Annotated in this window: 1 protein-coding gene; it reads right to left on the bottom strand. The window is 56.2% G+C overall.

Annotated elements, in window-relative coordinates; all coding sequences use genetic code 11:
* Nucleotides 1-1,045 (bottom strand): IS3 family transposase gene (locus JUI81_RS31630; RefSeq protein WP_204125694.1). Its coding sequence is split into 2 segments (ribosomal slippage), with 1,046 coding nucleotides annotated over them: nt 1-865 and nt 865-1,045; the frame shifts between segments, so codons are not numbered across the junction. This gene is flagged as partial in the annotation.

Raw genomic sequence — 1,045 nt, 5'->3', positions numbered from 1 at the left:
GCTGGTGCCAACCCACCATTGAATTGGTGAGGCCGAATCCAGTTGTACCGATGCATCAAGAAGTGGCTGATATCGCGCTTGGCTTCTTGAGTCGTTCTGTAGCCCGTGGTCGGTATCCATTCCGTTTTTAGGCTGCGGAACACGCGCTCCATTGGCGCGTTGTCCCAGCAATTTCCCCGGCGACTCATGCTCTGGCGCATGCGATAACGCCACAATCGCTGACGAAATAGCCGGCTTGCGTATTGCGACCCCTGATCCGAGTGAAACAGCAGACCCGAAGGCCTGCCACGCTGCTCGTAGGCCATATCCAGGGCCTTGATCACCAGTTCAGCGTCCGGCTTTTCCGACAACGCCCAGCCCACCACCCGGCGCGTGCAGAGATCCAGTACGACCGCCAAGTAATGCCATTTCCCCTGGGCCCAAATGTAGGTGATGTCGCCGCACCAGACTTGATTCGGGGCTGGCACATCAAACTCACGGTTCAAGGTATTCGGGATATCGAGTCTTTCTACTGTCGCTCGTTTGTAGGCATGTGAGCCGGGTTGTTTACTGACTAAATCAAGCTCGCGCATCAAGCTGCGCACTTTGAATCGACCAAGTTGTTCACCGTCTTCAAGCATCAGCGACAAGATACTGCGGCTGCCCGCAGCGCTACGACTTTGCGTGAACAACTCGTTCACCCGGCTGCGCAACCGAAGTCGTTCAACATCAGGCGTGCGGCGCCTAAGGCGCTGGGCGTAGTAGCACGAACGAGTGACTTCAAACAGCTTGCACAGCCAATCAACCGGCTCATGGACGCTCAACTGATTGATCAGCGCGTACGCTCGTGATCTTCCGACATCAAGAGCGCGGTAGCCTTTTTTAATATCGATTTTTCCCGTTCAAGCCGGGCAATCCGGGCTTCCAGCTCCTGAATTTTCTGTTGTTCCGGGGTCAATGCTTTGCTCTGCGGCGTAACACCTTGGCGCTCTTGCTGAACCTGATCAACCCAGCGGCGCAGGGCCGACTCGCCGACGCCAAGTGAACGGCTGGCTTCGATATAGCT

It is taken from the genome of Pseudomonas sp. 008 (assembly GCF_016861935.1).
GTDB lineage: Bacteria > Pseudomonadota > Gammaproteobacteria > Pseudomonadales > Pseudomonadaceae > Aquipseudomonas.
This window is presented reverse-complemented; position numbering and strand designations above follow the sequence as displayed.